The organism is Streptomyces sp. UC4497 (assembly GCF_054871485.1).
This window is the reverse complement of the sequence record NZ_JBTYHB010000008.1, coordinates 64747-90642: the sequence shown is the minus strand read 5'-3', so window position 1 is coordinate 90642 and position 25896 is coordinate 64747. Positions and strand designations below refer to the sequence as shown.

Genomic DNA, 25896 nt, shown 5'->3' with positions numbered 1-25896 from the left:
GTTCCGCTCACTTGGTCGGCATCTGCTGCTGCGCCTTGGCGAGCTTGGCCTTGACGGTGGCGGTGGTGACGGGCCGGCCCTCGGCGGCGTCCGCGAAGAGTTCCTTCACGGCCGTGCCGACGGCGGTCTCGAACTGCGACTCGTCGGCGACCTGGGGCAGCGGCGCCGCGCTCGTGGCGATGGTCTCCTTGAGCGTCGCGACGGCCGGGACGTTGAACGCGGCGTCGTCCTGCGCGGACTTGACCGGCGGGATGGACCCGTAGGCCTTGTTGAGGATCTTCTGCTCGGAGTCACTGGTCATGAACTTCACGAACTTGGTGGCGCCGCCGAGGTTGTCGGTGTCCTTGAAGACGGCCATGTTGATACCGGCGACCATGGAGTTGGTGCCGCGGCCCTGGCCCGGCGCGCCGGACTGCACGGGAGCGGGCACCACACCCCACTCGTCCTCCTTCATGCCCTGCGTCTTGAAGGTCGCGGAGGCGGTCTGCCACAGGACCATCGCCGTCTTGTCCTTGGAGAAGTCGCTCAGGGACTGGTTCTGCGCGTACTCGGCGTTGCCCGGCGCGATGATCTTGTCCTTGGCCATCAGGTCGACGTACTGCTTCACGCCCGCGACCGCGCCGGCCGAGGTGAAGTCGGGCTTGCCGTCCGCGGTGAACCAGTCGGCGCCGTGCTGCTTGGCGAGGACGAAGACCTGGTGGATGTTGTTGGACAGGTTCGAACCCTCGGCCCCGATGCCCCACTTGCCGCCCTTGGAGATCTTCTTGCCGGCAGCGACGACCTCGTCCCAGGTCGCCGGGGGCTTCGCTATCCCCGCGTCCTTGAACATCTGCTTGTTGTAGTAGAGCGCGTACGCCATGGAGTACAGCGGCACCGCGGCCGGGTCCTTGCCCTGCACGCCCGCCGACCCCAGCGCGGAGGCGACGAACCGGTCCTTGCCGCCGATCTTGTCGAAGTTCTTGGCGTCCCAGGGCAACAGGGCACCGCTCGCCTGCAGCGAGGCGCTCCAGGTGTTGCCGATGTTGAGGACGTCCGGGCCCTGGCCCGAGGTGGTGGCGGTGAGGATCCGGTCGAGGAGGCTGGACCAGGGAACGACCTCCAGCTTCACCTTGATGCCGGACTGCTTCTCGAACTTGTCGAGTTCCGGCTGGAGGACCTTCTTGTCGACCTCGACGCTGGCTCCCTGGTTCGAGGCCCAGTACGTGAGGGTCTTCGGGGAGTCGTCGGATCCACCGCTGGTCGGCGAACCGCCGCCGCAGGCGGTGGCCGCGAAAGCGAGCGAGAGGGTGACGGCACAGGCACAGGCGGCGTGGATTCTGCTCATGGCTCCAGGCGTCCCTTGTCCGGAGGGTGGTCCTACGCGTTCAGGAACTGAACGCCGTCAGGACTTAATTTAGGACGTGAGTTAAGCGCCGAGGGGCTGAGGCGTCAAGGACTTCGACAAGTTCTGGCCCCGAGCGAGCGGAGCGGGTTCAAGACTCGGACCCGATGGCGTACCGCGGCGACCGGTCAGCCGATCACGAGGGGCAACTTCCCGGCCGGCGCGCCGAGTTCGCTCTTCTCCCGCTCCGTCGCAGGCCGGCGCCCCGTTCCGACGAGCAGCACGTCCGCGTCGCGCCACGACGCGGGGAACGCGGTGCCGGCGATCCCCTCCAGGAGCGCCCGCGCCCGTGCCAGGCCCTCCGCCGGCGGCCCGGGCACGTCCGGGAGGTGGGCGATCAGGTCGAGGTGGTGCAGCGTCCACTCCAGGACGTACGCGGTGAGGTAGTCGCCCACCGTGAGGACCTGCTCCTGCGTACTCACGCGGGCGTCCGGGTCGGCGAGCCCGGCGGCACGCCCCGCCGCCGAACCGACGTCGTCGAGGTGGAACGTGAGCAGCGCCGGGTCCTGATAGGCGGCGGCGAGGCGGACGGTCAGCGCGTCGAGCGGGTCCTCACCGGTCGGCGGCTCGTCGCTCACGTGCCAGTACGTCACCGCGTCGACGGTCGGCTCCGTCGACGCGGGGGTGGCGAGGGTGATCAGCACGTCCTGCGCGTCGATGACCAGGTGACACACCAGGTCGCGCACCAGCCAGCCGGTGCAGCCCGAGGGCTGCTCGAAGGCCCGCTCGGGGAGGTCGGCGACGGCGGCGCGCAACGCGGCCCATGAGCGCGAGAAGAGTTCCGTCGAACGCGAGGAGAGATCCGCCGAACGCGAGAAGTGATCCACGGCGGCACGCTATGCGGGGCGGCGATGCGGGACAAGCGCATTCGGCGTGTGTGGTTCGATGCCCTCGACGGGACAGGCGGCGGGACGGGTGCGCGAGCGTGAGCGGCGAGACGGGTGTGCGGGTGTGAGCGGCGAGATGGATGTGCAGGGGTGAGCGGGGATACGTGTGTCAGGGCGCGGCGGAGCAGTGATCTGGCCGCCTGCGTAGAAGCGATGCGTGCCGTGCATCACGCGGACGGCTATCCGACCAACTGGCCGAAGGATCCCGCGGGTTGGCTGAGTGACGGAGACACTCTCGGCGCGTGGGTCGGATGCCACGACGAGCGCGTCGTCGGGCACGTCCTGCTGGCCCGGCCCGCCCCGGGCGACGTGGCACCCACCCTCGTCCCGGCGGGCACTCACGTCGCCGTCGTGGGGAGACTGTTCGTGGCACCGTCCGCGCGCGGTCACAGGCTCGGTGCGGCGCTTCTGGAGCGGGCAGCGCGCGAGGCCCGCCGACACGGCACCCTGGCCGTGCTCGACGTCGTCACCACCGACGCCGCCGCGATCGCGCTGTACGAACGGCTCGGGTGGCGGTTCCTCGCGCAGGGCCAACAGGATTGGGGGCCGGGCGAGTTGGTGGACGTCAGGTGTTATTCGGCGCCGTCCGGGGACTGACCGCCGGAGGCCGGACGCCTGCGGCGACGCAGGGGCACCACGTCCATCGACGCCAACCGCTGCTCGTCCGCCACGAGTTCGATGCCGGTGATGCGGGGCGGGTCCGTCGTGAGGTCGACCTGGACGGCGAAGGCGACCTTGAGGGTGCCCGCGTGCGTCCACACGACGCCGGCCGTGCCGTCGAGCAGAGCCAGCCGGGCAGCCTTGGCACGGCCCGCGTACAGCGAGGCCACCGCACGCGCGCCGATCACCTCCGGCTCGGAGCCCATGGCGATGGCCGCGGCGTCCGAGCGGACCACGACCTCCGGGTCGAGCACGGTGAGCAGCGCCTCGAAGTCACCGCCCTGCGTCGCCGCGAGGAAGGCCTCGACGACCTCGCGGCGGCGCTCGCGGTCGGCCGCCTCCGTGGCGCGCGGGTCGGCCTCGCGCACCCGGCGCCGCGCGCGGCTGGCGAGCTGGCGGGTGGCGGCGGGGGTGCGCTCGACGATCGGCGCGATCTCGTCGAACGGCACGGTGAACAGGTCGTGCAGCACGAAGGCCAGGCGCTCCGCCGGGGCAAGCCGGTCGAGGACGACCATGAGCGCGAGGCCCAGGGAGTCGGACGTGACCGCCTCGTCCGCCGGGTCCACGGGGCCTTCGCCCCTCTCGTCCTCCTGGACCTCCAGCGGGTCCTCGCGGCGGGTGGCGCGGGCGCGCAGCGCGTTGAGGCAGATACGGGAGACGACCGTGGTCAGCCAGGCGGCGAGGTTGTCGATGGAGCCGGCCTCGTCCGTGCGACCGAGCCGGAGCCACGCCTCCTGCACCACGTCGTCGGCCTCCGCGGACGAGCCGAGCATCCGGTGGGCGACGGCGCGCAGCCGCGGGCGGTGCTCCTCGAAGCGGGCGGCCAGGACTTCGGCGTCGGCCATCTGTCGGATTCCTTCGTGATGACGTGTCGTAGCGGTGCGCCACCCATCTTGGCCGTAAAGGAGAATCGCATGTGCCCCCGCCACGCTCCGGAAGCGCGGCGGGGGCACAGGTCGTACGGGACAGGGGGCGGAGGTCAGCCGACCGGCTCCGGCTCCTTGTCGGCCGCGGGACCCGCGTTCTCCGCGTGCCAGTCGGCGTTGTCGGCGAGCGGCTTCTCCTTCAGGACGAAGGCGAGGACCAGGCCGACCGCGAAGACGGGCAGCAGGTACAGGAAGATCGGGACGAGCGCTTCCTGGTAGGAGCTGACGACCGTGTCGCGCAGGTCGGCCGGCAGGGCGCGGACCAGCGCCGGGGTCAGCGAGTCGCTGTCGCCGACCTTGGCGGCGGCCTCGGCGGGGATGCGCGAGGCCAGCTGGTCGGTGAGGCGGCTGGCGAACACGGCGCCGACGACGGCCGTGCCGAGCGTCGCGCCGATCTCCCGGAAGAAGTTGTTCGCGGAGGTGGCGGTGCCGACCTCCGAGCCCGGGAAGTCGTTCTGCACGGCCAGCACGAGGGTCTGCATCATCAGGCCGACGCCCGCGCCCGCGAGACCGACGTACACGCACACCAGCCAGACCGGGTCGGACACGTCGAGCGTCGACATCAGGTACGCGGTGAGCATGATGATCGCGGTACCGGCGATCGGGTAGATCTTGTACTTGCCGGTCTTGGACATGATCGCGCCGGACGGCAGGGCGGTGCCCATGATGCCGACGACCATGGGGATCAGCAGCAGTCCGGACTCGGTGGCCGACTTGCCGTACACCATCTGCAGGTAGGTGGGCATGTAGCCGACGATCGCGAACATGCCGAGACCGATGACGATCATGCCGAGCAGGGTGGCGACGTTGAAGATCGGGCTGCGGAACAGGTGCAGCGGGATGACCGGCTCCGCGGCGCGCTTCTCGGCGAAGAAGAACAGCACCCAGGCGACGACCGCTCCGATACCGAGGCCGATGACCAGCGGGTCGGACCACTCGTACTGCGTGCCGCCCCAGCTCGCGAAGAGCACCGTGCAGGTGACGGCCGCGGCCATCAGCACCGTGCCGAGGTAGTCGAGCGTGACCTGGACGGCCTTGCGCGGCAGCTTGATCGCGACGGCGGCGACGAAGAACGCGAGGATGCCGAGCGGCAGGTTGATCCAGAACGCCCAGCGCCAGGAGTGCTCGTCGGTGAACCAGCCGCCGAGCAGCGGCCCGACGACGGAGGAGAGACCGAACACGGCGCCCATCGGGGCCATGTACTTGGCACGCTCACGCGGCGGCACCAGGTCGGCGATGATCGCCTGCGAGGTGATCATGAGGCCACCGCCGCCGAGGCCCTGGAGGGCGCGACCGGCGATCAACGTGCCCATGTTCTGGGCGAGTCCGCAGACCACCGAGCCCACCAGGAACAGGGCTATGCCCGCGAGAAAGATGTTCTTGCGGCCCATGAGGTCGCCGAGCTTGCCGTAGACCGGCATGCCGATGGTGGCGGCGAGGATGTACGCGGTGGTGATCCAGGCCATGTGCTCGATGCCGTTGAGCTCACCGACGATCGTCGGCAGCGCGGTCGAGACGATGGTCTGGTCGAGCGCGCCGAGCAGCATGGTCAGCATCAGCGCGGCGAAGATCAGGCCGAAGTTGTGCGGCTTGGCGATGCTCTCTTCGATCCCCTTGGCCGGGTCGGGGCCGGAGTCGATGCCCTCGGAAGCGGGGGCGTGCGTCATTACGGTGTTCTCCGATGTGGTGTTGCGGGTGGAGTGGTACGGGGCTGACCCTGCGGCGGGAGAGCGGTTGCCGCGTACGGGGTACTTCGGTGGTGCCGATCCGGGGAGGAGCGGGGAGAGGGGAGTTGTGTGGGTGACCGCGAGGGGGAGGTGGTCACACGGGTGGCGCGCCTACTTCACGGCGGCCGGTCCCAGCAGCGCCCGCAGCGCATCGAAGGATGCGCGTACGCGCTCGGCGGGCCCGGCACCTTCGTCGGCGTGCGTCCCCGACTGGTGCCAACGCTTGATCCCGCTGCGTACGGTCGCCATGGCGACGCCCGCGAGCAGTTCGGCCGCCTCGCCGTCGGGCGGGGTGCCGGTGCGCCGGGCGATGAGTCCGGCGAGGTCCCGTTCGACCGCCTCGCACTGGGCGAGGAACGTGGCCAGGACCGAGGGCACGCCCTCCGCGATGCGCAGCGAGTCCTCCAGTTCCTGCGGCTCGGGAGCCGCTTCCTGGAGGTGGTCGGCGAGGATGTCGCCGAGGTCGCGCAGCACCGCGTCGGTCCCGCTCCCCTCCCCCGCGGCGAACCGCTCCGCGAGTGCGGGCGGCACGGTGCCGGGGAGAGCGAAGAGGGCGGCTTCCTTGCTGGGGAAGTAGTTGAAGAAGGTCCGCGGTGAGACGCCGGCCTCCTTGCTGATCATCTCGACCGTGACCGACGCGAAGCCGTGCTGCCGGGCCAGCCGGACCGTGGCCGCGTGCAGCTCGCTGCGCGTCTGGCGACGCCTGCGAGCGCGCAGCCCCTCGGCGGGGGCGCTCGGTTGCTGGTCGGAGACGGTCACGGGCGTGATTCTTGCACACTGTGCAAACCTTGCGCGCACTGCACCCCCCGCCTCGCGACGTGCCTCGCGTCACACATTCGCGTTAGGGTCGTATGCCTGCATTCGCCGCATTTCATTCCTTTGGCGGCACACAACGACCACGACGGACCAACCACGGACTGGGGACTTCCGATGCGCGCTCGTCACGTCACACGTCATGCCACGGCGGCCGCGGCCGCCGCCCTCACTCTGACGGCACTCACCACGCCCACCGCGGGAGCGGCCGGCTCCGCCGCGCCCGCCGCACTCGCGCGCTGCGGCGAGAACGATGTGACCGTGCGGGCCGAGCCCTCCGACGACAACGCCGACATCCTGAAGCTGAGCGTGCGCAACGACTCCTCGAAGGCCTGCCTCGTCGACCGCGTCCCGACGGTCACGTACGGAGAGCTGGACGGGGCGGCGCTGCCGCTGCCGCTGGTGCCGCACGCCGGGCGCACGCTGGCCGCGCACGACACGGCGTACGCGGCCGTCCTGTCGGTCTCCGACGCGGAGGACGCGAAAGACGAGGCGCCCGCCGTCATGTACGTGACGGTCGCCGCGATCCCCGATCACCAGGGCCGCAGCTTCCAGGCGCTGACCCTCGGTTCACCGACCGGCGTACGTGTGTGGGAGCCCGTGACGACGCTGTGGCAGTCCTCGGCGTCCCAGGCTCAGCGGGTACTGGAGGAGGAGACCACGGGCCGCGACACACTGGCGGTCTGACGCCCTGTCGAACCCCCGGTCGGGACCAATGCCCACGCACCGGGGACCTTGGTCCTCGCCCGCTGCCCCGTACGCCGCCCCTAGCCTTGGGTTACTCCCCCGTAACGAGTCCGCACGAGACCGAGGCACCACGATGGCGCATCTCCCCTACCCGAGTGGTCCCCGCCCCTCGCGGCACAGGCGGCGTTCGACACGTACCCGACTCACGCTCGGCGGCGCTGTCGCCGCGGTCGCCGTCGCCATCGGCGTGATCACGGCATCCGGCGGCGCCGACACCCCGGCGGCGGACGGCACGGCGGGGCGGTCGGCCTCGGACGTGACGATCGGCACCGTCGACGGCGCCCAGGAGCGCTGACGTCCCACTCTCACCGGTGGCTCGGCACCCGTGATGTCCTGCGCACTCGCGCGGTGAGGGCCGAGTCGTCGTGCACGCGCGCCCCGGGCAGCCGGTGCCGGGCGGCGACGAGTGCCGCGTCCACGTCGCTCGTGCCGGTGGCCATGCAGAGGCTGTATCCGATGTCGTCGAGCCGGCGCTGCGCGGCAGGTCCCCCCTCGTCGGCGTCGAGCGCGCTGAGCATCTCGTACTCGCGGATGAGATCGGTCAACAGGGCGGGGTGGGCGAGGAGCATGGTCTGCCACTCCCTTCCGTCGTCGTCTGCTGTCACACGGTCCGCCCTCTGACTCCCCTGTCACAGGAGACCAAAACACACCCCGGGGACGGGATTTCGGAACGCCCCTGCAGGCATCAGCGCGAGGCGGGCGGCGCGGAGTTCACCGGCTCCAGCGCCAGCAGGGTGGCATCGTCCTGGAGGCGGCCTCCGGCGTGGTGCAGCAGGTCGGCCGAGAGCGCTGCGGTGAAGGGGGCGAGCGGCAGTGCGCTCAGCTCGGTGGCGCGCTCGGCCAGGGGGTAGAACTCGCTGTCCGCGTCGCGGGCCTCGGTGACGCCGTCGGTGTGCAGCAGCATGCGGTCCCAGGAGGCCGCGGATATCTGCTCGGCGCCGCACCAGCCGTGCGCGAGGTCGAGCAGCCCGAGCGGCGGCGCCGGGACGGGCACGGCGGCCGGCACCGCGGACCCGTCACGGATCAGGAGGGGCGGCGGATGCCCGCAACAGACCACCTCCGCGGACCCGTCGGGCGCGACCGTCACCAGCGTGGCCGTGACGAACCTGTCAGGGTCCTCGGAGTGCGCGACCAGCGAGTGCAGCCGCACCGCGAGCACCTCCAACGTCCGCTGCACGCACGCGAGCCGGCGCCAGGTGCGCAGGACCGCGTCGGCGGTGCGGGACAGCTCGGCGCCCTTGCCCATCACGTCCCCGATGAGCAGCCGGGTCCCGTACGGCGTGTCCACCACGCCGTGCAGATCGCCGCCCTCGCCGCCGTCCGGACCCGCGCCGGCCGCCAGCCGCCGGGCGCTGACGCCGAGCGTGCCGAACGTCTCGGGCAGGGAGGTGGTCGATGACGGACGGGTGGTCATGAGGGCCTTTCGAGAGGGGTCCGGACGTCTCGGCTCCGGTGGTGCCGGTGGGGCACGGCTCGATCGGCGCGACGGCCGTGGCGTTCCCGGAAGTGTAGTCAGCCGGGCGCGTCGTGTGACGGTTTCCCCGAAGTGCGTGCGGAAATCGCGGGGGACGTGCCAACTCCCCATGTTCCCATTCCCGTTCGAGTGGTCGTGCGGTGAAGGGGGCTCGCTCGCGCCCTGTTCCCTCTAGCCTGGCGACGGCCGTCGCCAGCATCCGCGCCGCACGAGGTGAGCTCGCATGAATCCCAGTCCCACCCGGCGTACGCCGGGAGACCTGCCCGCCGAGACCACCAGTTTCGTCGGGCGGCGCCGGGAGCTGGGCCAGGTCGCGGACGTGCTGACGCGGGCCAGGCTCGTCACGCTGACCGGGCCCGGCGGCGTCGGCAAGACCCGGACCGCGGCGCGTGCGGCACGCGAGTTGCGGGAGAGGTATGCCGACGGGGTGCGGCTCGTGGAGCTGTCCGCGCTGCACGACCCGGCGCTGCTCGCGAACGCGGTCGCTGCGGCGCTCGACCTGCCGGAACAGGCGGCACGGCCCGCCATCGAGGTGATCGCCGACCACCTGGAGGGGCGCGAGCTGCTGTTGCTGCTCGACACCTGCGAGCATCTGGTCGACGCGTGCGCGGCGCTCTGCGACGAACTGCTGCGCTCCGCACCCCGGTTGAGGATCGTCGCCACCAGCCGGCAGCCGCTCGACGTGCCCGGGGAGCACGTCCTGGCGATCGGCCCGCTGAGCATGCCGGAGCCCGCGGACGGCGCGGGGCGGGAGTGCGACGCGCTGGCACTGTTCGCCGACCGGGCGTCCGCGGCGGTGCAGGGGTTCACGGTGAGCGAGGACAACCGGACGGACGTGCTGGCGCTGTGCCGCCGGCTCGACGGGATCCCGCTCGCCATCGAACTCGCGGTCTCCCGGCTGCGCGTGCTGTCGCTCGACGAGATGCTGGCCCGGCTCGACGACCGGTTCCGGCTGCTCACCGGCGGGCGCCGCACCTCGGTGCCGCGCCATCAGACACTGCGTACGGCGATCGGCTGGAGCCACGACCTGTCGACCGTGGCGGAGCGGCTGCTGTGGGCCCGACTGTCCGTGTTCGCGGGCGAGTTGAGCCTGCAGGCGGCCGAGGTGGTGTGCGCCGACGAGGAGGTCCTGCCGGTCGAGGACGTGCTGACCTCGCTCATCGGGCTCGTCGAGAAGTCGGTCGTGGTGCGGGTCGAGACCCCCGAGGGCACGCGGTACCGGATGCTCGACACCATCCGCGAGTACGGCCTGGAGCAGCTCGCCACGCTCGGCGGCGAGGAGCGGACCCGGCGCCGCCACCTGGAGTACTTCCTGGACGCGGCGCGCGCCTTCGACCAGGAGTGGACGGGTGACGCGCAGATCCCCCTGCTGCGGGCACTCGTACGGGACCAGGCCAATGTCCGGATCGCCCTGGAGCACTGCGTCGCGACGCCCCGGCTGCACTGCGACGGCCTGGAGATGGCGACGGCGCTGTGGGGCTACTGGCACGCGACCGGGCTGCTCACCGAGGGCCGTTACTGGCTGCGCCGCACCCTGGACGGCTGCCGCGAGGACACGCCGCAGCGCGTCAAGGCACTGTGGCTGATCAGCTGGTACATGGACATCCAGGGGGAACGGGGCAAGAACGAGGCGCTGTTGAAGGAGGCCGAGCAGATCGCCGCGCGGATCGGCGACCGGGTCGGCGCCACGTGGACGTTCTCCTTCCAGGCGCACCGCCGGTACTTCCTCGGACAGATGGAGGGCTGCGCGGACGACTTCGACGAAGTCCGGGCCCGGATGACGGCGCTCGGCGACGACACCGGCCTGCTCATGCTGGGCTTCTACGCCGGGTTCATGCTCATCATCACCGGCGACCACGAGAAGGGCATCGCCTGGTGCGACGACTCGCTCGCGCGCGGCGCCGCGCATCCGGGCGAGCAGTGGGCGCGCAGCTGGGCCCTGTGGGTCAAGAGCGTGGGCCTGTGGCTGAAGGGCGATCACGAGGCGTCCGTGGAGTGCGCCCGCGAGGGCATCCGCAGCAAGGCGGCGCTGCACGACCTGATGGGGCTCGCCCACTTCCTGGAGGGACTGGCCTGGCACGCGGCGCAGTTGCGGCGCTTCGAGCGGGTCGCGACGCTTCAGGGCGCGGCCGACGCGCTGTGGCGCCGGGCCGCGAAGGAGGCCAGGTTCGGCCTCCCCGTGCTGCACGAACTGCACACGCGGGCCGCGGACCCGGCCCGCGAGGTGCTCGGTGCCGACGGTTACCACCACTCGTTCGAGGAAGGCGCGGCGCTGCCGCTCGACACCGTGCTGGACCTGGCGCTCGACGCCGGTTCGGCGCCGTCCCCCGACGTCCCTCCGCAGCGCTCGGGCCCCACCGACGGGCTCACGCCGCGCGAGCGTCAGGTGGCCGCCCTGGTCGGCGACGGCTGCACCAACCGGGAGATCGCGGCGAAGCTCGTGGTGTCGAAGCGGACGATCGACTCCCATGTGGAGCACATCCTCACCAAGCTCGGTTTCACCTCCCGTTCCCAGATCGCCGCGCTGCACGCCGCATCCTCCGCGGACTCCGCCGTTCCACCCTCCGAGGTGTGACGAAGCAGGTCGTAAGGGCGCGAACAGCCGCTACCTTGAGTACGAGACGACACCTCACCCAGGCCCACGGAGGCCGGATGGCCGAGGACGGTGCACGGGGGTCGGGCCCGCTGCCGAGGTTGCGGCTCGACGAACTGCTCGAGGAACTTCAAGTACGCATCGGCGCGGTCCGGCGTACCCGCGACCGGTTGCAGGGGCTGCTCGAGGCGGTCCTCTCGGTGGGTCAGGAGCTGGATCTCTCCCAGGTGCTGCGGCGCATCGTGGAGGCGGCCGTGGTCCTGGTGGACGCCGAGTACGGGGCGCTCGGGGTGATCGGCGAGGACCGGCGCAAGCTGTCGCAGTTCCTGCCGGTCGGGATCAGCGACGATCTGCGCGCGGAGATCGGTGACCTGCCGTCGGGGCACGGTCTGCTGGGCGAGCTGATCCGGCATCCGGAGCCGCTGCGCCTGTCCGAGCTCGCCGGGCACCCCGCCTCCGCGGGCTTCCCGCCGCGCCATCCGCCGATGCACACCTTCGTGGGCACGCCGATCCGGGTCCGCGACGACGTGTTCGGGAACCTGTATCTGACGCAGAAGCGCGGCGGCGGCGACTTCGACGACGAGGACGTGGCGGTGCTGCAGACGCTGAGTGCCGCCGCGGGCGTGGCGATCGAGAACGCGCGCCTGTACGAGGAGGTTCGACTCCGGGAGCGCTGGCTGCAGTTGAGCGCCGACTTCACCGGGAGTCTGCTCTCGGGCGCCGACGAGGCCGAGGTGCTGCGCCTCATGGTGGACCGGGCCCGGGAGATCACCGCCGCGGACCTCGGGGTGGTGGCCCTCCTCGTCCCCGGCGACCATCTGCTGCACGAGACGCTGGCGCTCGGCGAGCGCGCCCGTGCGCACAGCGACGTGACCTTGCCGCGCGAGGGCACCTTCGCCGGAACGGCGCTCGCCGCGGGCGAGTTGGTCACGTCGGACGACATCCGCAAGGACCCGCGGATCACCTACCAGCCGGACCGCTGGGACGGCCTCGGGCCCGCCGTGGCGGTGCCGATCGGCACGTCGGAGGGCGTGCGCGGGGTGCTCATGCTGGCCCGCCGGGCCGAGCACGCGCCGTTCTCCGCCGCCGAGTTGATACCGCTGGGCGGGTTCGCGGGGCAGGCGGCGCTCGCCCTGGAACTCGCGGACCGGCGGCGGGACGCGGAGCAGATGAGCCTCCTGGAGGACCGCGACCGGATCGCCCGCGACCTCCACGACCTGGCGATCCAGCGGCTGTTCGCGACCGGCATGACGTTGCAGAGCGCGCAGCGGTTCGTGCACCACCCGGAGGCGGCGGAGCGCCTGCTGCGGGCCGTGGACGACCTGGACACCACCATCAAGATCATCCGCTCCACGATCTTCGGCCTGCGCGAGCGCGGCGCCCCGCCGACGGGATCCGGCCTGCGGGTGCGGGTCGTACGGGCGGTGGAGGACGCGGCCCAAGTCCTCGGCTTCACCCCGTCGTTGCGCATGGAGGGCCTGATCGACGCGGATGTGCCGGGGCCCATCGCCGACGACGCGCTCGCCGTGCTCGGTGAGGCGCTGACGAACGTGGCCCGGCACGCGCACGCGTCCTCCGCCGATGTCGCGCTCGTGGTGCGCGGCGGTGCGCTGACGCTGACCGTGGCGGACAGCGGCGTGGGCATCGCCACGGAGGCCGACGGCCATCGCAGCGGGCTCGCCAACCTCGCGGCCCGCGCGGCACGGCGCGGCGGAGCGCTGACGGCGGCGGCACGGGACAGCGGCGGCACCCTCCTGGAGTGGACGGTGCCGCTGGCCTCACCGCCGCAGGGCGCGTGAGCCGGTCCCCTTCACGGTCGGTGCCTGTCCTGCGGCAGTTTCGTCGCGATCACGGCGGCCTGGATCCGGCGCTCCACGCCCAACTTGGCGAGCAGCCGGGAGATGTTGTTCTTCACCGTCTTCTCCGACAGGAAGAGCCGCCGCCCGATCTGCCGGTTGGTGAGCCCCTCCCCCACCAGGGCGAGGATGTCCCGCTCCCGGTCGGTCAGTTCGACGTCCTCGACCACCGGCGCCCCGGCGGTCGTCCCGCCCGGTCCGCCCTGCTCGGGACCGCGCAGGCTGCGCATCAGGCGGGCCGTCGTCGCCGGGTCGAGCATGGACTCGCCCGCGGCGACGGTGCGTACCGCGGAGACCAGGTCGGAGCCCTTGATCTGCTTCAGTACGTAGCCGCCCGCGCCGGCCATGATGGCGTCGAGCAGCGCGTCGTCGTCGTCGAACGAGGTGAGCATCAGACAGCTCACGTCCGGGATGAGCACGCGCAGTTCGCGGCAGATCGTGATGCCGTCGCCGTCCGGGAGGCGCACGTCGAGCACGGCCACGTCGGGACGGAGCGCGGGGCCCCGCGCGAGCGCCTGCGCGGCGGTGGCGGCCTCGCCGACGACGGTCATGTCGGGTTCCGCCCCGAGGAGGTCGCGCAGGCCGCGCCGCACCACTTCGTGGTCGTCGAGCAGCAGGATGCGAATGGGCCGGTCCGCTGAGAACGTTCGTGGTTGTGGCATACGGCCCCCTCGGATGTGGTGTCCCCGCACGGGTGGGTGCGAACCCGTCTTGATCCTGGGGCCGGACGGACTGATCCGCCAGGGCCGAACGGTACCGATCGTCCGGCCCTGGGGCCCGTCGTCCGTACTACGCGGCCCCCGCCCCGTAGGGGGCGTACAGGTCGAGGAGCCGGGTGCGGGTGACGCTGAGCCGGTGGGCGAGCACGCCGCCGACCCACTGGGCCACGAACGAGCCGAGGTCGGGGTCGGACGCGCACAGGAGGCGGACCGTGAAGGCGTCGAACTCGTGGGCCCTGACCCGGGTTTCGGCCCGCGCGCCGAGCTGCCACACGTACGGCGGGAACAGCCATGACCAGCCGACCAGTTCGCCGTGGCCGAGGTACTCGACGACGGGAGCGTGGCGGCCCGGCACCCGCATGTCGAGGGCGACGGTGCCGGTGCGCAGGATCCAGAAGCGGTCGGCGCGGGAGCCCTCGGCGAAGAGCCGGGCGCCTTCCGGGAAGCTCATGTCACGGGCGAAGCGCATCAGCCGGCCGCGGTACTCCTCGGGCAGGGTCTGACTCATCCGTGGTGCCGTGGTGGTCATGGGCGGACTCCTTCCGGGGCTCGGGCGACGGCCGGAGCGCTCCCCTTCGGGGACGCCGCCGGGGCCCGGCTGTCGGCGAAGCAGGGCTCCCGCGTCGTCATCGCGTCTTCCGGACGGCGTCCTTGCGATACCTCGACGATGCCCGCTCCCCGCCCACGGGGGCAGGGGCCGAACGGCTCCGGCGCAGGGCCCTGTCGGCTCTGTCAGTGGGCCCCTTCGGGCCCCTGAGCAGGCGCTCCGTGGCGCCGTCGAACTCCCGCCCGACGCAGCAGCGGCCCGGCTCTACGCGTGCCGCCGGCTCCACTCGGGCCCCACGCGGCTCCAGTCGCGCTCCCATGCCGCGATCCTGCGGTGGTCGAGGGCGCGGCGCAGGAAGAAGCGGGCGAGGAGGGCGAGGGTCGCGATGATGATGGTGACCAGGAAGGCGGCGGTGAGCGTGCGGGCCCAGATCGCCTCGGTACCCCAGGGCTCCGTGGTGACCCGGCCGCCCGGGTCGAGCCAGACGGTGGTGCGATCGCCGCGTTCGAGCCCGGCGGGAACGGGGGCCGTCGCCACGACGCTGCCTCGTACGTCATCGCTCCAGCGGACCTTGACCGGGTACGTGACCGTGTTCTGTACGCCGCTCTGGGACGGCACGTCGTCCGGGGCGTCCTCGACGAGTTTGGCCCGCACCATCTGCCGCTGCGCCACCTGTATGCGGGCCTCCGCGGCGGCGTCGGCATGGGTGGCCCAGCCGGCCACGGCACCCGCGGCGGGCGCCATCAGGAGGGCGAGCAGTCCGAGCAACAGCGCCGCCCACCCCTCGACCGCGTCCGACCTGCGCCGCAGGGGGTTCCCCTTGGCTTGCCTGAACTTCTTGCAGGTCGTCATCGTCACCTCCCTGCCAGCGTAAGGCCACGCTCGCCCTCCCGGGCCGTCCGGCACAGGGGCCGAACGGCCCCTCGTCGAGGGCCGGTTCGCCTCTGCCTGCGCAGGTCGGACCGGTGAGAAGGTCCCCGACACCGGGGCCCGTGAACACCCGATCCGTCCGTGCTCCACACGAGTGACCACCGCCAGGCGTGGAACCCGCGGCGGAGGCACACCGTCCGCGTCACCGCCACGGAGAGGTTCCCGTCATGACCAGTAGCCGCGTACTGAGCGTCGGGACGGACGCTTCACGCGAGAGCGTGCACGCCGCGGACTGGGCGGCCCGCGAGGCCCTGCGCCGCCGCCTGCCGCTGCGGCTCGTGCAGGCGGCGGGCACTCAGCGGCCCGCGCCCCGGCTCCCGGACGTCGATCTGCCCGACCGCGGCGTCCTCGACGTGGTCGCGCTCCGGCTCTCGTACGCCCACCCCGCCCTGGAGATCATCGCCCGGCGCCGCGCCGAGCAGCCGGTCGCCGCCCTGCTGGAGGCGGCAGCGGAGTCGGAGACCCTGGTGCTCGGCTCGCGGGGCTTCACCGGCTACTCCGGCTTCCTCGTCGGTTCGGTCGCCCTCGCGGTCACGGCGCGCGCCACGCGTCCGGTGGTCCTGGTGCGGGCCGGCGGGCTGCCGGAGGACGAGCGGGAAGGCCCCGACTTCCGACCCGTGGTCGTGGGGCTCGATGTGACGGCGCCCGCCGACGAGCTCCTCTCGTACGCCTTCGAGGCCGCGGCCCTGCGCCGCGCCCCGCTGCAGGCGCTGCACGCCTGGACGCTGCCGCCGATGCGCGGCGACCGGCAGGACGGGGCGAGGCCGGGCGACGCCGCGCGCCAGGAGGAGCGGCTGCGCCGGTCCCTCACGGAGGCGGTGCGGACCTGGCGCACGAAGTATCCGGAGGTGCGGGTCGAGGAGCGGCTCCTGTACGGGCAGGCGGGCCACCATCTCCTCAAGGCGGCCACCGGGGCGAGCCTCACGGTGGTGGGGCGGCAGACCGACGTGGCCCATCTGGGCTGCACCGCACACTCGGTGGTGCACCATGTGACCAGCCCGGTCGCGATCGTCCCGCACAGCTGAACGCCCGGGCCTCGGCGCACCTCGCCGAGCGACCGTGGCCTCGGCGAATGTCGCCATCACGCAAACAGGACGCAAGTTCTTGCGCTAATCTTGCGCTCCATGACGCGCAGACTTGCTCAAGTGGCGAAGAAGGTCGGGGTCAGCGAGGCCACGGTCAGCCGGGTGCTCAACAACAAGCCCGGAGTGTCGGAGGCGACACGCCAGTCGGTGCTCACCGCACTCGACGTCCTCGGCTACGAGCGGCCGACCCAGCTGCGCGGTGAACGGGCACGGCTGGTCGGCCTGGTCCTGCCCGAACTGCAGAACCCGATCTTCCCCGCCTTCGCGGAAGTGATCGGCGGCGCACTCGCCCAGCAGGGCCTCACTCCGGTGCTGTGCACGCAGACCAAGGGGGGCGTCTCGGAGGCGGACTACGTGGAGCTGCTGCTCCAACAGCAGGTCTCCGGCGTGGTGTTCGCGGGCGGCCTGTTCGCGCAAGGGGACGCCGAGCACGGCCACTACCAGCGGCTCGCCGAACGCCAGGTGCCGGTGGTGCTCGTCAACGCCGCCATCGAGCGGCTCGGTTTCCCGTGCGTGGCGTGCGACGACGCGGTCGCCGTGGAGCAGGCGTGGCGGCACCTGTCCTCGCTCGGCCACGAGCGCATCGGCCTGGTGCTCGGCCCCGAGGACCACATGCCTTCGCAGCGTAAACTCGCCGCGGCCCGCGCCATGGAGGGCAAGCTCCCGGCCGCGGCGGTCGAGCGGGCCATGTTCTCCCTGGAGGGCGGGCACGCCGCGGCGACCCGGCTCATCTCCCGCGGCATCACCGGCATCATCTGCGCCAGCGACCCCCTGGCGCTCGGCGCGGTGCGGGCCGCCCGCCGCGCGGGGCTCTCCGTGCCACGTGATGTGTCGGTGGTCGGCTACGACGACTCGGCGTTCATGAACTGCACCGAGCCTCCGCTCACCACCGTGCGCCAGCCCATCGAGTCGATGGGCCGGGCCGCCGTCGAGATGCTCGTCGCGCAGATCCAGGGCGGCTCGGTGCCGCCCGGTGAGCTGCTGTTCGAGCCCGAACTGGTGGTGCGCGGGTCGACGGCGCCGCCGGCCCCGGCGTCGTAGGAGGCGCCCCAACTCCCCCGACAAACCCGCCTGTTCATTTTTTGCGGAATACGCGCGACATCTTGCGCCCATCGGTCGGCGGTGCTTGAGTGTGGCTCGCTCCGGCGCCCCGGTCTCACCCACCCCGGCGCCGCGGGCCTCCACGTTCCTGCCTGCACAGGCTCAGGCCCTGAGGGGACCCACCGATGAGAAGCACTTCCGTGAAGGTTGTCGTCACCGCGTTCGCACTGGCCTCGCTCGCGGCCTGTGGCACCAGCAGCTCCGACGACGGCGACGGGACGGGCGCCGGCTCGAAGGCCGACATCAGCGCCCCGCTCGACCCGAAGACCAAGGTCTCGCTGACCATCGACTGCATGCCGCCGAAGGCGAAGGCTGCCGAGCGGCGGCAGTGGAACGAGGACGTGAAGACGTTCAACAAGAAGTATCCGAATGTCACGATCAACGGGAAGTCGACCGCCGGACAGTGCGAGGAGCCGGCCCGGTTCACCGCCGCCCTCAAGGCGAAGTCCCAACCGGACGTCTTCTACACGTACTTCACCGATCTCCAGCAGGTGCTCGACAACAACGGCGCCGAGGACATCACCCCGTACGTCACGAAGAAGACGGTCCCCGCGCTCGACTCGATCGACCCGAACGTGCTCGCCGCGCTGAAGAAGGACAACAAGCTCTACGGCCTGCCCACCAGCAACTACACGATGGGCCTGCTCATCAACCGCAAGCTGTTCAAGCAGGCTGGCCTCGACCCGGACAAGCCGCCGACGACCTGGGCCGACGTGCGCACGGCCGCGAAGAAGATCGCCGGGCTCGGCAACGGCATCTCCGGATACGGCGAGTACAGCGCGGAGAACACCGGCGGCTGGCACTTCACGGCGACGATGTACGGGCTCGGCGGCGACGTCGTCACCCCCGACGGCAAGAAGGCCGCGTTCAACGACGCCACCGGCAAGCAGGTCGCCAAGCAGCTGCACGACATGCGCTGGAAGGACAACAGCATGGGCAAGACGCAGCTGTTGAAGTGGGGCGACCTCCAGAAGCAGATCGCGTCGGACAAGCTCGGCATGTTCCTCGCCGCGCCCGACGACGTGACGTACATGGTGCAGCAACTGGGCGCCGACTACGACAACTTCGGGATGGGCCCGATCCCCGGCGGCAAGGCCACGCTCTTCGGCGGCAACGACTACATGATCAAGAAGGGTTCGTCCCCCGACAAGATCAAGGCCGCGATCGCCTGGCTGAACTTCAAGACGCTCACCCCCGGCAAGGGCCAGTTCGACTGGGCCAGGACCAAGGAGGACAAGCTCCCGGTCGGCCTGCCACAGCCCAACTTCTTCACCGGCGCCGTGAAGGCGGACGACCTCCAGTCGCGGACGAACAACGCCACCATGCCCGTGCGCAACTTCGAGCCGTTCATGGCGAATCCGGTGCGCGGCAAGGCGGAGCCGCCGAAGGCGCAGGAGGTCTACAAAGTCCTCGACAACGTCATGTCGGGCGTCCTGACCAACAAGAACGCCGACGTGGACAAGCTCCTGTCCAGTGCCGAGCAGCAGGTCAACCAGGTGCTGGCCAACCAGTAGGACGCCCACGGCACGCAGGACACCCCACCGGTACCTGATCCTTGATCCGAGGAGTGACCATGTCGGCCCCGACGCTGCCCGCGAAGCCCCGGCAGTCCGCACCGCCCGCACGAAAGCACCAACTCACCCCGCGCGACGGCTCGTTGACGCGCACGGTGAAACGCAATCTCTCCGCCCACGGCTTCCTGATCGGCGCGGTGCTCTGCTTCTCCTTCTTCTCCTGGTACCCGATGGTCAGGGAGTTTTTGCTGGCCTTCCAGAAGACGAAGGACGGCCGCACCACCTGGGCCGGCTGGTCCAATCTCACGTACGTCTTCAATGACCCGGCCTTCTGGCAGGCCTGGCGCAACACCCTCCTGTTCACCGCCCTGGCCCTGCTCCTGGGCTTCGCCGTGCCGTTCCTCGTCGCGGTCCTGCTCAATGAATTCCGGCACGGCCAGGGCTACTTGAGGATGCTGGTCTATCTCCCGGTGATGCTTCCGCCGGTCGCCTCGGTGCTCCTGTTCAAGTATTTCTACGACCCCGGGTACGGCCTGTTCAACCGGATCCTCGGCGTCTTCGGGATACCGGAACAGCAGTGGCTGCAGTCCACCGACACCGCGATGCTGTCCGTGGTCATCGCGGCGACGTGGATGAACATGGGCGGCGCGACGCTCATCTATCTGGCGTCACTCCAGGGGATCCCGGGCGAGCTGTACGAGGCCGCGGAGCTGGACGGCGCGGGCCTGTGGCGCAAGATCTGGCACGTGACGATCCCGCAGACGCGGCTGATCCTCTCGCTGATGTTCCTGATGCAGATCATCGCGACGATGCAGGTCTTCACCGAGCCCTTCCTGCTGACGAACGGCGCGGGCCCCGAGGGCTCCACGACCACGGTCGTCTATCTGATCTACCAGTACGCCTTCAACTTCAACAACTACGGCGGCGCGGCGGCCCTGGGCCTCGTCCTGCTCGTCCTGCTCGCGGCGTTCTCCGCTGTGTACGTACGGCTGAGCCGCGCATCGGACGACTGAGGAGACGGCACACATGGCCACCGACACGATGCGCCCCCGCACCCTGATCTCCCCCGCCCAGCTCGGCCGGCGGCGCGGGAAGATCCTCTACTGGACGGTCTTCGGCCTCACCATGACCCTGTTCACGCTGGTCTTCCTCGGCCCGCTGTACTGGATGGTGACCGGCGGCCTCAAGACCACGGCGGAGATCGTCCAGTCCCCGCCGACCCTGGTGCCCGACAGCGTGCACCCGAAGAACTACCAGTCGGCCTGGCAGGTCATGGACCTCGCGAAACTCCTGTTCAACACGCTCTACTACGCGTTCGGCGCGCTCGCCTTCCAGCTCGTCCTCGACGTGGCCGCCGCGTACTCGCTCTCCAAGCTGCGCCCGCTGTTCGGCAACGTCATCCTCGGCATGATGCTGGCGACACTGATGATCCCGGCGACCGTGCTCGTCGTCCCGCAGTATCTGACGGTCCTCGACGTGCCGATCTTCGAGCGCAATCTGCTGAACAGCCCCTGGGCGATCTGGCTGCCGTCCGTCACCAACGCCTTCAACATCTTCCTGCTCAAGCGGTTCTTCGACTCGATCCCGCAGGAGCTGCTCGACGCCGCGTCCATCGACGGCGCCTCGGCGCTGCGCACCCTGCGCTCGGTGGTGCTGCCGATCTCCCGGCCGATCCTCGGCGTCGTCTCCATCTTCGCGGTGGTCGGCGTGTGGAAGGACTTCCTCTGGCCGATGCTGACGCTCCCCGACCCGGCGAAGCAGACGCTGAACGTCGGCATCTACTCGCTGTCCAACGGCGTCCCGCAGAACCAGCTGATCGCCGCGCTCACCATCGCGTCCGTGCCGACGCTGATCCTCTTCCTGCTCTTCCAGCGGAACATCATGAGCGGCCTGACCGCCGGCGGCCTCAAGGGCTGACTCCGTCCCGCTCCGCACACCCAACACCCTTGCGTGAAAGGACCCTTCGTGGTGGTCGACGACTGGTGGCGCAGTGCTGCCATTTACCAGGTGTACGTCCGCAGCTTCGCCGACGGCGACGGGGACGGCACCGGCGACCTCGCCGGCGTCCGGCCCCGCCTGCCGTATCTGGCCCGGCTGGGCGTGGACGCCATCTGGTTCACTCCCTGGTACCGCTCGCCGCTCGCGGACGGCGGCTACGACGTGGCGGACTACCGGGCGATCGACCCGGCGTTCGGCACCCTCGCGGAGGCCGAGAAGCTGATCGAGGAGGCACGGGACCTCGGGATCCGCGTGATCGTGGACATCGTGCCGAACCATGTCTCCGACCAACACCCCTGGTTCCAGGCCGCGTTGGCAGCGGGCCCCGGCAGCCCTGAGCGCGAGCTGTTCCACTTCAGGCCGGGCCGCGGCACGCACGGCGAGCTGCCGCCGAACAACTGGCCCTCCCAGTTCTCGGGCTCCACCTGGACCCGGGTGCCGGACGGCGAGTGGTACCTGCACCTGTTCACGCCGGAGCAGCCCGACCTCAACTGGGCGCATCCGGCGGTACGTCAGGAGCACGAGGACGTGCTGCGGTTCTGGTTCGAGCGGGGCGCGGCGGGCGTGCGCGTGGACTCAGCGGCCCTCCTCGCCAAGGACCCGGCGCTCGCGGACGCAGCGCAGGACGACACGAGCGGCTACGTCGACCGCGACGAACTGCACGCCGTCTACCGCTCCTGGCGCGCCGTCGCCGACTCCTACGACGGCGTCCTCATCGGCGAGCTGTGGGTCCCGGACCCCGAGCGCTTCGCCCGCTATCTGCGCCCCGACGAGCTGCACACCGCCTTCAACTTCGACTTCCTCGCCCGTCCTTGGGACGCCGCCGCACTCCGGGCGTCCATCGACGCCACCCTCGCCTTCCACGCCCCGGTGGGCGCGCCCGCGACCTGGGTGCTGTGCAACCACGACGTGACCCGCACGGTCACCCGCTACGGCCGCGCCGACACCCGCTTCGACTTCGCCACCAAACGGTTCGGCACCCCCACCGACCTCGGGCTCGGCCTGCGCCGGGCCCGCGCGGCGGCGCTCCTCTCGCTCGCCCTGCCCGGCTCCGTATACCTGTACCAGGGCGAGGAGTTGGGCCTGCCTGAGGTGGAGGTGGACCGTGCGCACATCCAGGACCCGATGCACGCCCGGTCGGGCGGCGTCGACCCCGGCCGCGACGGCTGCCGCGTGCCGCTGCCGTGGACCGGGCACGGAGCGACGTACGGCTTCGGGGACCCCGACAGCCGCGCGGCATGGCTGCCGCAGCCGCCCGGCTGGGGGACATACGCCGCCGAGCGCCAGGAGGGCGACCCGCGCTCGATGCTCTCGCTGTACCGGAGCGCCCTGCACCTGCGGGCAAGCCAACCCGGCTTTCGTGGCGACGAGTTGACGTGGCTGAGCGCTCCCGACGGGGTGCTCGCGTTCGCCCGCGGAGACGGCCTCGTGTGCGTCGTGAACCTCGGCACGGAGCCCACCCCGCTTCCGCCCCACCAAGAGGTGTTCCTGACCAGCGACGCACTGGACGGCGACGGCCGACTGCCGGGCGATACGGCGGCCTGGCTGCGCACGTAGGAATGACTACGCCGATCGGAGGGGTACGCATCACCGCACGTATGAACGCGGCATACGCCATCCCCGGCCGTGCGTTCGAACGCAACCCACGAAAGAGACCACCTGAAGGACAATGGCATATGCCATAAGCACCACCGCATCGTGTATGGCCAAATCCCTTACGGGGCAACGCGGCCTGTGCCAGAGTCTTTAGCGGTCCTTCCGTCAGCCCCGGCCATCGTGCCCCGCATCGGAGTTTCCTCATGCCGCCCCATACCTTCGCGGACCGCCCCGCCGGCCAACCGCCGGAGCGTGGCGCCGTCGACGCACTGATCTCGCAGACGCGCCGCCTGCTCGGCGACGTCGACGCGGTGCGCCGCGAATCGGTGATGACGGACGAGGCCGATCCCGAGTCCCGCTGGCAGCGCGCCCTGTACGAGCTGGCGGTGCACCAACTCAGCGACCTCGACCGGCACTTGGCACAGCTGCGGGAGGGCCCCGCCCCCCTGGTGGCGGGCCTGCCTTCCCAGCGGGTCACCGCGACGCCGCCGCCCGGCTCCCTGCTGAGCCGGGTGGGCAGCGCCGAGTGGAATCTGCTGACCGACGAGGCCACCTGGTCCGGCGAGCTGTACCAGATCCTCGGCAGGGACCCCGCCGCCCCCGCGCTCACGCTCGACGAACTGCCCGCACTCGTGCACGCCGACGACCAGCCGAGACTGACCGCGATGGTCACCGACTGCCTGATCGACGGCAAGCCGATCGACGGGGAGTTCCGCGTCGTACGCCCGGACGGATCCGTGCGCACGGTGCACATGATGGGCGAGCCCGTGCTCGACGCCGACGGCGCGACCGCCTCGATGTGGGCGGTCGTTCGCGACGTCAGTGAACTGCGGCGCAGCCAGCGCGCGGTGAGTGAGACCCGTGACTCGCTCCAGCGCCAGCGGCACATCGCGCAGACCGAGCACCGGCTCGCGGTCGAGCTGCAGGAAGCCGTGCTACCGCCGTGGCGTGGCTCCCTGCGGCTCCCGCGCAGCGGTCCCGGCGGCCTCGATCTGGCCGCCCACTACTTCCCCTCCTCCGTCGGCAACCTCGTCGGCGGCGACTGGTACGACGCGCTCGAACTGCCGGGCGGCCGCACCCTGTTGACCGTCGGCGACCTCACCGGGCACGGCGTCTCCGCCACCTCCGGCATGGCGATGCTGCTCGGCGCTGTCCGCGGCATGGCGATGTGCGACACCCCGCCCGGCGAGCTGCTCGGCTCCCTCAACCACCTCCTCGACTCGTCCGTGCAGCCCGCGCTCGGCAGCGCCCTGTGCTGCCGCTACGACCCCACGCCCCGGGCACTGACCTGGGCGCAGGCGGGACACCCCGCCCCACTGCTGTTCCGCGACGGGACAGGGCGTGCGCTCACACCGCCCGAAGGTGTCCTCCTCGGTGCCTCGTCCGGCGCCGGCTACGGGCAGGCCGAAGAGCCGCTGCGCGCCGGAGACCTGCTGCTCCTGCACACCGACGGACTCGTGCCACGGCGTGGCTCGACCGCGTCCGTGGGCCGGCTGCTCGCACTGGCGGAGCCGCTGACCGCGGCCCGGGACGCACAGGACTGCGTGCGTGTGCTCCGGGAGGAGTTCGGTCAGGGCGAGCGCGAGGGCGACGCCTGTGTTCTCGTCGCCAGGATCGGTTCCTGACGGCGTACACGCCTTGCTCTTCGTGCGCATTGCTCTTCGAGCCGGTGCCTCCGGCGACCCTTTGGCGATAGCCGGCGGTTACGCCTGGATCCGCTTGCCCGACGACCTCGGCAGCGCCAGCTTGATCTCCTGACGCAGGTCGTCGATCTTCGGGTAGTCCGCGTAGGTTCCGGTGAGCCGGTACATCTCGCGCAGCCGGTCCCAGGTGCGGTGCGAGGAGTTGGAGCCCATCGAGTTGAGCGCCAACCGCGCGTACCTGTCCGCCTGTTCGGGGTCGTCGGCGATGAAGCAGGCCGAGGCCATCGACAGATGGTCGAAGATGTTCGAGCGGTCCCGGCCTCCGCCGCGCAGCGCCAGGGCCTCGTGGGCATGCTGCTGCGCGATGACGGCGGCGGACGGATCGTGCTCGGCGAGGGTGCGGTAGGCGAGGGCCTGCATACCGTGCAGGTCCGCCTCGTCGAACATCTGCATCCAACTCGGCGGCGGCACATCGCCCTTGTCGGAGACGAAGAGCTCCTCCGCCTGACCGAGCGTGCGGCGCATCGCCTGCCCCTTGCCCATGGACGCCTGTGCCCAGGCCTCGATGGTGTAGAGCATCGCCTTCGTACGCGGCAACACCTGGTCGCCGGAGCCGGACTTGGCGAGCTTCATCAGGTCGAGCGCCTCACCGGGCGCCCCCAGATGGATCTTCTGGCGGGCGGCCCGCGACAGGGCCTCGCCGGCCCGCGGCCGGTCCCCGCCCTCGCGCGCGGCGTGCGCGGCGATGACGAAGTACTTCTGGGCCGTGGGTTCCAGGCCGACATCGTGGGACATCCAGCCCGCGAGGACGGCGAGATTGGCGGCGACGCCCCACAGGCGCCGCTGCAGATGGTCGGGGTGGCGGTAGGAGAGCATTCCGCCGACTTCGTTGAGCTGGCCCACGACCGCCTTGCGCTGCAACCCGCCGCCGCGGGATGCGTCCCAGGCCCGGAACACCTCGACCGAGCGCTCGAGTTCCTCGATCTCCTGGGACCCGATGGGGGCCGCTTCGTAGCGGTCGAATCCGGCCGCGTCGGCGTGGGCCGGAGAGGACAGCGGATCGTTGGCCCTCGGGGCATCGGCCGCGAGGGCCGGGTCGGTGTGCAGCCAGTCGTGCATGGCGCTGCTGAGTGCGGAGCCTGCGGCGAGCGCGGCACCCGCGCCCACCAAGCCGCGTCGGTTGAGCATGAGGTCCATTCCCGTGAATTCGGTGAGGACCGCCGCTGTCCGCTCGGGCGCCCACGGCACTCCGTCGGGGCCTTGTTGTTCCAAGCCGCCGCCTTGCCGTTTCCCTACGCGCCCGTGTCGGACGAGACCGAGGTCCTCGATGGTCACGACACGGCCGAGTCGCTCGGTGAACAGCGCCGCCAGCACCCTCGGCACCGGATCGCGCGGGATCTCTCCCGTGTCGATCCACCGCCGCACCCGCGAGGTGTCGGTCGCCAGCTGCGCGTGGCCCATGGCCGCCGCCTGCCGGTTGACCAGTCTCGCGAGTTCGCCCTTGGACCAGCCGGCCAGGCCGAACAGGTCGTTCAGACGGGTGTTGGGTTGTCCGTTCACGTAAGCCCCCAGGTTCTCGGCTGAAATTGACAGTAGCCCTCTGTCAGTTGCAGGGCGACTATTCGCCAGGGTTCGCCAGGGTGCGCCAGCTGTTGTGCTCTTGGGCGCCTGGTGTCAGGTAGGAGTGCGCCACCCCGAC

The 25896-nt window shown here is 71.1% G+C and carries 23 protein-coding genes; 12 read left to right on the top strand and 11 right to left on the bottom strand.

Translation table 11 applies throughout. The features are described from left to right. Window positions 1-7: 7 nt before the first annotated feature. Entirely contained in the window at window positions 8-1324 is a 1317-nt protein-coding gene (locus tag ACYSUO_RS13640) for an ABC transporter substrate-binding protein (protein WP_461776333.1), read from the bottom strand. 185 nt (window positions 1325-1509) lie between these two features. Next, a complete protein-coding gene (locus ACYSUO_RS13635) occupies window positions 1510-2208 on the bottom strand; it encodes a maleylpyruvate isomerase N-terminal domain-containing protein (protein ID WP_461776332.1) in 699 nt (232 codons plus the stop codon). 213 nt (window positions 2209-2421) lie between these two features. Between ACYSUO_RS13635 and ACYSUO_RS13630 the strand changes: the two genes are divergently transcribed. After that, window positions 2422-2865 (top strand): GNAT family N-acetyltransferase, encoded by a 444-nt coding sequence (locus ACYSUO_RS13630; protein ID WP_461776331.1) that lies wholly within the window; start codon window positions 2422-2424, stop codon window positions 2863-2865. Here the strand turns inward: ACYSUO_RS13630 and ACYSUO_RS13625 are convergent. The 3 genes from ACYSUO_RS13625 to ACYSUO_RS13615 form a co-directional block, all read right to left on the bottom strand. Continuing rightward, complete coding sequence (locus ACYSUO_RS13625) at window positions 2841-3773, bottom strand: sigma-70 family RNA polymerase sigma factor (protein WP_461776330.1); 933 nt, start codon at window positions 3771-3773, stop codon at window positions 2841-2843. The genes ACYSUO_RS13630 and ACYSUO_RS13625 overlap by 25 nt on opposite strands. 134 nt (window positions 3774-3907) lie before the next feature. Continuing rightward, entirely contained in the window at window positions 3908-5521 is a 1614-nt protein-coding gene (locus ACYSUO_RS13620; RefSeq protein WP_461776329.1) for an MDR family MFS transporter, read from the bottom strand. A 171-nt stretch (window positions 5522-5692) separates the two neighbouring features. After that, window positions 5693-6340, bottom strand: coding sequence for a TetR/AcrR family transcriptional regulator (locus tag ACYSUO_RS13615; protein WP_461776328.1), 648 nt, complete (start codon window positions 6338-6340; stop codon window positions 5693-5695). A 171-nt stretch (window positions 6341-6511) separates the two neighbouring features. Here ACYSUO_RS13615 and ACYSUO_RS13610 point away from each other — a divergent pair, with 171 nt between their 5' ends. After that, window positions 6512-7081, top strand: a complete 570-nt coding sequence (locus ACYSUO_RS13610) for a DUF4232 domain-containing protein (protein WP_461776327.1) — start codon at window positions 6512-6514, stop codon at window positions 7079-7081. Window positions 7082-7214: 133 nt separating this feature from the next. Then, window positions 7215-7436, top strand: a complete 222-nt coding sequence (locus tag ACYSUO_RS13605; RefSeq protein WP_461776326.1) for a hypothetical protein — start codon at window positions 7215-7217, stop codon at window positions 7434-7436. Between the two features lie 10 nt (window positions 7437-7446). Here the strand turns inward: ACYSUO_RS13605 and ACYSUO_RS13600 are convergent, their stop codons facing one another. Both ACYSUO_RS13600 and ACYSUO_RS13595 read right to left on the bottom strand, forming a co-directional pair. After that, on the bottom strand, window positions 7447-7710 hold the full coding sequence (locus tag ACYSUO_RS13600; protein WP_461776519.1) for a DUF5133 domain-containing protein: 264 nt from the start codon (window positions 7708-7710) through the stop codon (window positions 7447-7449). Between the two features lie 116 nt (window positions 7711-7826). Then, on the bottom strand, window positions 7827-8555 hold the full coding sequence (locus tag ACYSUO_RS13595; RefSeq protein ID WP_461776325.1) for a PP2C family protein-serine/threonine phosphatase: 729 nt from the start codon (window positions 8553-8555) through the stop codon (window positions 7827-7829). A gap of 283 nt (window positions 8556-8838) precedes the next feature. Here ACYSUO_RS13595 and ACYSUO_RS13590 point away from each other — a divergent pair, with 283 nt between their 5' ends. Together ACYSUO_RS13590 and ACYSUO_RS13585 are read left to right on the top strand one after the other, a co-directional pair. After that, entirely contained in the window at window positions 8839-11190 is a 2352-nt protein-coding gene (locus ACYSUO_RS13590; RefSeq protein WP_461776324.1) for a helix-turn-helix transcriptional regulator, read from the top strand. A 77-nt stretch (window positions 11191-11267) separates the two neighbouring features. Next, window positions 11268-13007 (top strand): sensor histidine kinase, encoded by a 1740-nt coding sequence (locus tag ACYSUO_RS13585; protein WP_461776323.1) that lies wholly within the window; start codon window positions 11268-11270, stop codon window positions 13005-13007. 11 nt (window positions 13008-13018) lie between these two features. Here ACYSUO_RS13585 and ACYSUO_RS13580 read toward each other — a convergent pair whose 3' ends face one another. The 3 genes from ACYSUO_RS13580 to ACYSUO_RS13570 all read right to left on the bottom strand — a co-directional run bounded on the left by ACYSUO_RS13580 (window position 13019) and on the right by ACYSUO_RS13570 (window position 15182). Next, window positions 13019-13726: a response regulator gene (locus tag ACYSUO_RS13580; protein ID WP_461776322.1), complete on the bottom strand. Its 708-nt coding sequence runs from the start codon at window positions 13724-13726 to the stop codon at window positions 13019-13021. 127 nt (window positions 13727-13853) lie between these two features. After that, entirely contained in the window at window positions 13854-14312 is a 459-nt protein-coding gene (locus ACYSUO_RS13575) for a cyclic nucleotide-binding domain-containing protein (RefSeq protein ID WP_461776321.1), read from the bottom strand. Window positions 14313-14594: 282 nt separating this feature from the next. After that, window positions 14595-15182, bottom strand: coding sequence for an Rv1733c family protein (locus tag ACYSUO_RS13570; RefSeq protein ID WP_461776320.1), 588 nt, complete (start codon window positions 15180-15182; stop codon window positions 14595-14597). Between the two features lie 245 nt (window positions 15183-15427). On the opposite strand from ACYSUO_RS13570, the gene ACYSUO_RS13565 reads away from it, so the two are divergent. From ACYSUO_RS13565 to ACYSUO_RS13535, 7 genes are all read left to right on the top strand, one after another. Continuing rightward, window positions 15428-16285 carry a universal stress protein gene (locus ACYSUO_RS13565; RefSeq protein WP_461776319.1) on the top strand — a complete coding sequence of 286 codons (858 nt, stop codon included), beginning with the start codon at window positions 15428-15430 and terminating at the stop codon, window positions 16283-16285. Window positions 16286-16384: 99 nt separating this feature from the next. After that, window positions 16385-17386, top strand: coding sequence for a LacI family DNA-binding transcriptional regulator (locus ACYSUO_RS13560; protein WP_461776318.1), 1002 nt, complete (start codon window positions 16385-16387; stop codon window positions 17384-17386). A gap of 185 nt (window positions 17387-17571) precedes the next feature. Continuing rightward, window positions 17572-18960, top strand: a complete 1389-nt coding sequence (locus ACYSUO_RS13555; RefSeq protein WP_461776317.1) for an ABC transporter substrate-binding protein — start codon at window positions 17572-17574, stop codon at window positions 18958-18960. Window positions 18961-19019: 59 nt separating this feature from the next. Beyond that, window positions 19020-19973 carry a carbohydrate ABC transporter permease gene (locus ACYSUO_RS13550; protein WP_461776316.1) on the top strand — a complete coding sequence of 318 codons (954 nt, stop codon included), beginning with the start codon at window positions 19020-19022 and terminating at the stop codon, window positions 19971-19973. A 28-nt stretch (window positions 19974-20001) separates the two neighbouring features. Further along, complete coding sequence (locus ACYSUO_RS13545) at window positions 20002-20877, top strand: carbohydrate ABC transporter permease (RefSeq protein ID WP_461776518.1); 876 nt, start codon at window positions 20002-20004, stop codon at window positions 20875-20877. Window positions 20878-20910: 33 nt separating this feature from the next. Further along, complete coding sequence (locus tag ACYSUO_RS13540; RefSeq protein ID WP_461776315.1) at window positions 20911-22515, top strand: glycoside hydrolase family 13 protein; 1605 nt, start codon at window positions 20911-20913, stop codon at window positions 22513-22515. Window positions 22516-22757: 242 nt separating this feature from the next. Next, the gene (locus ACYSUO_RS13535) at window positions 22758-24179 is read left to right on the top strand and encodes a PP2C family protein-serine/threonine phosphatase (protein ID WP_461776314.1); all 1422 of its coding nucleotides are present in this window, start codon (window positions 22758-22760) and stop codon (window positions 24177-24179) included. Between the two features lie 78 nt (window positions 24180-24257). On the opposite strand, the gene ACYSUO_RS13530 is transcribed toward ACYSUO_RS13535, so the two are convergent. Continuing rightward, window positions 24258-25757: a DNA-binding protein NsdB gene (locus tag ACYSUO_RS13530; RefSeq protein WP_461776313.1), complete on the bottom strand. Its 1500-nt coding sequence runs from the start codon at window positions 25755-25757 to the stop codon at window positions 24258-24260. Window positions 25758-25896: the final 139 nt, after the last annotated feature.